General features: G+C 56.9%; 7 protein-coding genes and 1 pseudogene. 6 read left to right on the top strand and 2 right to left on the bottom strand.

What is annotated here, in order from left to right:
• Both D8U18_RS15450 and D8U18_RS15445 read left to right on the top strand, forming a co-directional pair.
• Nucleotides 1-332: pseudogene (locus D8U18_RS15450) on the top strand (hypothetical protein); the annotation flags it as partial.
• Between the two features lie 338 nt (nucleotides 333-670).
• Entirely contained in the window at nucleotides 671-1,474 is an 804-nt protein-coding gene (locus D8U18_RS15445) for a hypothetical protein (RefSeq protein ID WP_130908572.1), read from the top strand.
• 34 nt (nucleotides 1,475-1,508) lie between these two features.
• On the opposite strand, the gene D8U18_RS15440 is transcribed toward D8U18_RS15445, so the two are convergent.
• Complete coding sequence (locus D8U18_RS15440) at nucleotides 1,509-2,246, bottom strand: hypothetical protein (RefSeq protein WP_056853459.1); 738 nt, start codon at nucleotides 2,244-2,246, stop codon at nucleotides 1,509-1,511.
• 192 nt (nucleotides 2,247-2,438) lie between these two features.
• Nucleotides 2,439-2,675, bottom strand: a complete 237-nt coding sequence (locus tag D8U18_RS15435; RefSeq protein ID WP_056853460.1) for a hypothetical protein — start codon at nucleotides 2,673-2,675, stop codon at nucleotides 2,439-2,441.
• 355 nt (nucleotides 2,676-3,030) lie between these two features.
• Between D8U18_RS15435 and D8U18_RS15430 the strand changes: the two genes are divergently transcribed.
• From D8U18_RS15430 to D8U18_RS15415, 4 genes are all read left to right on the top strand, one after another.
• Nucleotides 3,031-3,699, top strand: a complete 669-nt coding sequence (locus D8U18_RS15430) for a hypothetical protein (RefSeq protein ID WP_056853461.1) — start codon at nucleotides 3,031-3,033, stop codon at nucleotides 3,697-3,699.
• Between the two features lie 404 nt (nucleotides 3,700-4,103).
• A complete protein-coding gene (locus tag D8U18_RS15425; protein WP_130904781.1) occupies nucleotides 4,104-4,580 on the top strand; it encodes a hypothetical protein in 477 nt (158 codons plus the stop codon).
• A gap of 69 nt (nucleotides 4,581-4,649) precedes the next feature.
• Nucleotides 4,650-5,474 (top strand): alpha/beta hydrolase, encoded by an 825-nt coding sequence (locus D8U18_RS15420; protein WP_131107923.1) that lies wholly within the window; start codon nucleotides 4,650-4,652, stop codon nucleotides 5,472-5,474.
• Between the two features lie 329 nt (nucleotides 5,475-5,803).
• The gene (locus D8U18_RS15415; RefSeq protein WP_131107922.1) at nucleotides 5,804-6,586 is read left to right on the top strand and encodes a DeoR/GlpR family DNA-binding transcription regulator; all 783 of its coding nucleotides are present in this window, start codon (nucleotides 5,804-5,806) and stop codon (nucleotides 6,584-6,586) included.
• The last annotated feature ends 9 nt before the right edge of the window (nucleotides 6,587-6,595 follow it).

The following is a 6,595-nucleotide window of genomic DNA, read 5'->3' as shown; positions in this document are numbered from 1 at the left end:
GTGGAGGCCACGGCGGCGGGAATGGTGGTGGTCACAGCGGTGGTCGCAGCGGTTCCGATCACGGCGGCAGCTCCGCCAGCAGCGGTCATGGCAAGGGTCTGGCCAGCGATCATGCCGGTAAAGCAACCCGCAATCACGGAGTGAGCGGTAACCATTATGGCAGTGAGCGCAATGACGACAACGGTCATGGCACCGCGACTTCAGGCATTGCCAGTTCGAAAGACACCCGTGGCATCAGCAAAGCCCGGGCCGTCTCGACGACTACACCGGGTGATCACAACACCAAGGGACTGACCAATGCCGGTCCGTCGGGGTCAAAAAAAACCCATTGAGTCGTGGTTGAGGCAATCCGCTTGAGCCCTAAAGAAAACCCGCAGTGATGCGGGTTTTTTTCGCCTGGCGTTTCGGCGCTGTTTCTTGCGCACCTTGGGTGCGCGTCGTTCATGCGAACCCGTTCCTCATCACAAAGTGATAACGCTTAAGTGTATGGCCGATCCGAAAGCTAACGTTCGTCGGATGTCAGGTTGCTATCACTGCATTCGCCTGCTCATTCCGGCACGGCTGCTAAGCTTCGTCGTTGCAGCGTCCGAGCCTGTTCTCGGCTGACGTTGCGTGTGTACCCACGGAGTACGATTTCTATTCCTGTCGGCAACCTGCACGGAGGCAGGCGATGGTGATCAAGAGCATGGTCGAATCGAGTGCGGACGGGGTTCCCGAACCGCTTGATCGAGAAGAAATGGAGCGGGTGCTGGCGTCGTTGCTGGCCAGTCCGTTATTTGCCAAATCGCGGCGCATGGGCAGTTTGTTGCGCTTTCTGGTCGAGCATGACCTGCAATCTTCCAACACCCAGCTCACCGAGTACGCCATCGGCATCGCGGTGTTTCGTCGTGATCCGGCCGTCTATTGCACGGGTGACGATCCGGTGGTGCGGGTGCAGGTCGGCCGGTTGCGGCGAAAGCTCGCCGCGCATTACGCCACCAGCGGCCAGCAAGAGCCGGTACGGCTGAGCATTCCCCCGGGTTGTTATCGCTTGGTGTATCAGCGTTTTCGGCATAAACACATCGGCACGCGCCACCCGGTGTTGCAGATCCAGCCGTTCACCTGCATTACCCGCGACGGCGACGATTTTGCCCGAGGGCTGTGTGAGGAGTTGAGCTGCCGCTTGTTTGAGTCATTCGAACAAACCCAAACAGGCACCAACCATGTATTGCTGAAAGTGCCGCGCAACAGCGTCAAAGCTGCCGCGATGGGGCGCGGTGGACGCTACTGCTATTGCCTGGAGGGCAGCGTGCGGGTCGAGCCGGCACGGGTTCGGGCGTCGTTGCGGCTGGTGGATGTAGCGCAGGGGCGGATTCGCTGGTCGGCACAGTTCGACCGCAACCAGCCCTATGGCATCGCCACCCAGGAAGCGTTGGCCGAGTCGATCTGCCTGTCGTTGACGGGCTACTTTGCCAACGGCGCGATCGACGAGTAAAAGGGGCGACCCTGAGGCCGCCCCGTTGCAGGGGTTACACGGTTTTCCATTGACCGCCTTCGTAAAGGCGACCTGCGGTGTTATCGAACGTCAGGTCGATTTCGATCGCCTTGGAGCGTGAGGTACTGAACATGGTGCTGGTCTGCACGTTCTGTTCGAACCACACGAGGATGGTTTCGACGGGGGTCAACACCGTGTTGCCGGTGACCACCTGATCGACGGCCACATAGATCGGCGTACTGACCTGTTTGCCATCGATGCCGGTGGACAATTGGTTGATGCCTGGATGAATCGGTGCGTAGTTGTTCACGAAGGTCATGGAGATGTCCGGCCCCCCCGTTACCGCCGGGCTCAACAGGCCGTGTTCATCGAGTGTCGAAGTCTGCCCCAATCCTATGTTGACGATATTGGTCGAGACTTTGACCTGAACGTTTTCCTTGAACACGTTGGAAGCGAACAGCTGATATTGCGGAGTCCAGCTGAACTCGTTGTTGCTCAGGTATGCGTCATACGACTGCCAGACCACGTTGTAGTCTGCTGTGCCGACTTTCTTGGCAAAGCACAGCTTGTAGCCAGATTTTTTCAGCAGGGTCAGATCGCCGGCGGCGATCTCGATGGTGACGACTTTTTGCGTTGCCGCCAGGGCGGATCTCAGTACCCGGTTATAGTCTGACGTCTTCAGTTGCGTTGCACCCATGATCGATTTGACGGCTTCTTGCACATCATTGTGAAGCTGCTGGCTTTGTTGGCTGACAGCAATTGATTTGCTCATGGTTCCCTCTTCCTTGGTGGTGTGTTGGGCAATCAATGGGGCGGCGGAGAGTGATCCCGGTCGGTCCATTGAGGGCTTCACTCTAGGTTCATGGGGCAGGGGAGCGAAGTATCTTGGCGTTACAGGCGGGTAACCGCGTTGTATCAAATGCAAGCAACGACGAGGCGACCCAGAGGCCGCCTCGCCCTGGTTTCAAGCGGCCTGCGCGTCGGCCCAGACGAAATTCCAGCTGGTACGTTTGCCCTTGGCGACCTCGATCAGCTTGTTCTCATACACGGTGTGATTGACCACGCCGGTGTAAGTCAAGGTACGGGCAGCATTGGTGCCGCTGCACTCGCCCGGTGTTCCGCCAGCCTCGACCATGGCTTTTTTCATGTCGGCTTCCGACGGGGCACTGCTCTGGTTTTTTTCCACTTTCACAAAACTCATGATTTCACCTCTTCCGTGATGGGGGATCGGCGCAGGGCAAGGCCGACAGGCTGTCAACCCTGAAAACTCACCGAAGGCCATACTCTATTGGCCTGCCTCGCGGCGCAGAAGTGACAACTGCGTCGCTGAGGTAACACGCGGGAAACAGTAGAAGGCGCTGAGGTATCCGCGACGTATCACTCGCGGCAATTCATCAAGGTACGAGATGCCTCGCGTTCTGCGGACGATTGGGCGCGTGCGCTCATAGCGACCATTCATTTGCTCGATACTCATCATTAAGCAATGCAAGTTCTGTTTTTCTGTCATCAGAGGAGGATAGGGTCATATCGATCTCGCCTTTGAAGGAATCAGCGCGATGAGAATGTCGACCTTGCTGGCTTTTATCGCCGTATTAAGCGGTGGCTTTGCTGTTGCCGATCCGGCCGTTGCGGCTGACCCGTCCTGCCACTTCCTGCCCATTGCCGACAGTGCTGCCAGTTTGCGACAGGCGAAGACCGTGGCGGTGCTCTATAGCGAAAACACCCTTAACACCCAGCAATACCTCGAGCGCTACCACGCGGTGGCAGTGAACGGTGCGAAGAATCCCCAGCTGGATTCGCGAATCAGCCAGGCATTCGTTGACAGCTCCGATCCGCAACGGGCGATCAATTGGTTGATGGCGTCGTTGCAGAAAGAGTTCGCGTCGGTAACGGTCTACGACAGCCTGGATGCGGCGGTACAGGCCCATCCGGATGTGGTAGTGATGCTCGACACTTACAGCCGCCTGGTCTCCAAGCGCAACAGCCAGGTTGAGGCGCGATTCATGGCCAAATTCTACGATGCAAACTTGCAGTACATTGGCCAGGCTGAAGGTTCGCGTGCTCAACAAATGCCTTCGGTGTGGGTGCATGGCAAGGCCGCGCCGCAGATTGCCGCGCAGATTGGTCAGCAGACCGAACTACAAGTGAATGCGTTGAAGCAGTTCGATGCAGCGTTGAAGGCGCTGGTGAACACAGGCGCTGCGGGGCATGTCGCGAGTAATTGATGCACGTGCAGCAGAGCCAGGCTGCAGTAGACGCAGTGTAGATAGCGTTTGCGTCAGGTAAGTTTGGAAACGCGAAAGCTCAACCGACGACTGGTGAAATAAATGCTTGAGCGGTAGCCGGTCATGCCGCTTGTCGAATCTGAAAAATCTTTGAATAAACTTTCTCCTGTCCATCACCTTCAGATGACTGTGGACGCCGCATTCAGTGAATCACCGAATGAGTATCGGCGCCTTTTGGGCCTGAGGAGATTGGTCATGTGCCTGCGTAACAAAGGCATCATGATGTTTCTTGATGCCGCATTGGGTTGAACGCGACCGCACTAACCGATCAGAGTGAGTCTATCGTGCCGAAAATTTTGACCTCCTACATCGACGAAACCGAATTGAGCGAGCACAACGCAAAGATGTTCGGATCGCCCAAGGAGCGGTTGGATTTCTACCGAAGGGAGATTCAATACGAAACCAGTATTCTGGCCAATCGAACAGACGCTTACTTGGCCGCTCAGTCATTTTTGGTGATTGCCTTTGCGTCCTGCATGGCCAATCTGAACCCCGAGTGGGGGAAACTGTTTACGTTGGTGGTACCTCCGTTTCTGGCGCTGTTTGGGGTACTCAGCTCACTGAACGCCTGGCCCGGAATACGAGCGGCCTATGACATCATCGATCATTGGTATTTCAAACAGAGTGAGCTGCTTCGCAGTGAACCACTAATGGGATTGGCCTATGACGAATCGCCTTTGTTTTCCGAACGAGAGTCCACCCATAAGGGCTACCGCAAAGCCTTGCTGTTTTCGGTTCGTACGCCATGGATTTTTACGACGTTCTGGATAGTGCTGGGGGCCTGGTCGATCTTCATTCAAGTGACAAACCCAGGCGCGTGAGATGAGTGATTCTGCTCAATGTTGTGTGTGGAAAGGGTATGCAGGGAAAGTATGCCAAGGGGCAAAACGATGAGAACGCACACATTAACCGTTGACGATTTGCAGCTGAACGTTTCAATCCGAGGTCAAGGCTCGCCGCTGCTCTTGCTCAACGGCCTGGGTGGTCTGATCCGCACTTTCGATCCCCTGCGCGAACAATTGGCAGACTACAAGACCATCACGCTGGACGTGCCAGGGGTCGGCAAATCGCAAATGCCCCGTTGGCCACTGCGTCTGCCGCGCCATGCCGACTTGATCGCCGGGATGCTCAGGCAATTGGGAGTCGACCAGATCGACGTGTTCGGCGTGAGTTGGGGCGGTGCATTGGCGCAAGAATTCGCCCTGCGGTACCCGAGCATGGTGCGCCGTCTGATCCTCGCAGCTACCTCGGCCGGCCCGGCGATGCTGGTGAAGCCCGCCGATGTCCTGGATTTCTTTGGCAGGAGCAAAAGCGCCAATCTGCGCAAACAGGAACGCTCGCGCCATTCGATTCAGACGCTGCTGCGCTTCGGTGTGGTGAACGGCATGCTCACGGCCAACCCGAGAACCTATTACCATCAGCTTACAGCGCTGGTCGGTTGGACAAGCCTGCTGCGGTTATTCCGTCTGCGCCAGCGCACACTGATCCTCACTGGCGAGCGCGACACTCTGGTGCGACTGTACAACGCGCATATCCTGCGCCGCACCATACGCCTTGCCGAGCTGCACGTCTTGAAGGGCGAGGGGCATTTTTTTGTGGTAACCAGCGCCAGGCGAACCGCCGAAGCGATACGCGAGTTCCTCTGCCAGCAGCACGGCGATGAAGAATCAATGGGCCGGCGAATCGGCTTGGCCGATGCGACAAGTTGCGACTAGGAAGCAGATACTCCCGGCACATTCATGTTTATTTTTCCCAGGAGCAGACCCACGGTTTCGCAAGGGGTTCGATGCTGTTCAGGTATGTACCAGTGCGATGGTAAACGAGACCACGATCATGCAGGCAAATGCGAAATTCAGATTCATGAAGTGTTCATCCGGAATAGGAGAGATGGACGCCATTTTGGACAGGCCACCGCTGAATAAAAAATTCGGCTTCATGATTTGAAAGATCGAAACAAATGATACCTGGTGCGATGGTTTGTGTTTGTCGGGCGGTTTGGCTAATCTCGCAAAACCCGCAGATTAACGCGCAAACAGGCACAAGCATGCAGGATCACTCCGCAACCGAACTCCCACATCTGCGTCGGCAGAAAATCCTCTTGATCCTCGAGCGCGACGGCAAAGTCATGGCGTCGGGGCTGAGCCAGCATTTCGCCGTGTCCGAAGACACTATTCGCCGCGATCTGTCGGAGCTGGCCGCGGCCGGCCTGGTGCAGCGAGTCCACGGCGGGGCGTTGCCGCGGCCCAAAGACACTGGCAAGGATTATTTCACCCGGATCAGCGAGACCGACGAGGTGAAAACCCGTCTTGCACAAATGGCGGCCGAACGGGTTGAAGACGGCCAGACCGTGATGTTCGACTCCGGCACCACCACATTGCAGATCGCGCGTTCGTTGCCGTTGGACATTCGCATCACGGCCGTCACTGCGTCGCCCATGACAGCGATCACGCTGTCGGAGTACAAGGGCGTCAAAGTGATTTTGGCCGGTGGCCAGCTCAACCCGGCGACGCTGTCGGCCAGCGGGCATGAAACCTTGCGTCTAATTAAAGGGATCAAAGCCGATTTGCTGTTCACCGGGGTATGCGCGATTCACCCGGAAGTGGGCATCAGCTCGCTGCATTTTGATGAAGTGCCGGTGAAACAGGCGATGCTCGACAGTGCGTCCCATGTGATTGCGGTCACCACGGCGGACAAGCTTGGCGCGGTGGAACCGTTCGTGGTTGCGCCGTGTTCGCGTTTGCATACGTTGATTACCGAGCGGCATGTGGCCTCGGGAAATATCGAGGATTACCGCGGGTTGGGGATTGAGGTGGTGCAAGCTGTGTGACTGCCGGCA

It is taken from the genome of Pseudomonas sp. Sample_10 (assembly GCF_004321495.1).
Taxonomy (GTDB): Bacteria; Pseudomonadota; Gammaproteobacteria; order Pseudomonadales; family Pseudomonadaceae; genus Aquipseudomonas.
The sequence above is the reverse complement of the archived record's forward strand: the minus strand, read 5'-3'. Positions and strand labels throughout refer to the sequence as shown.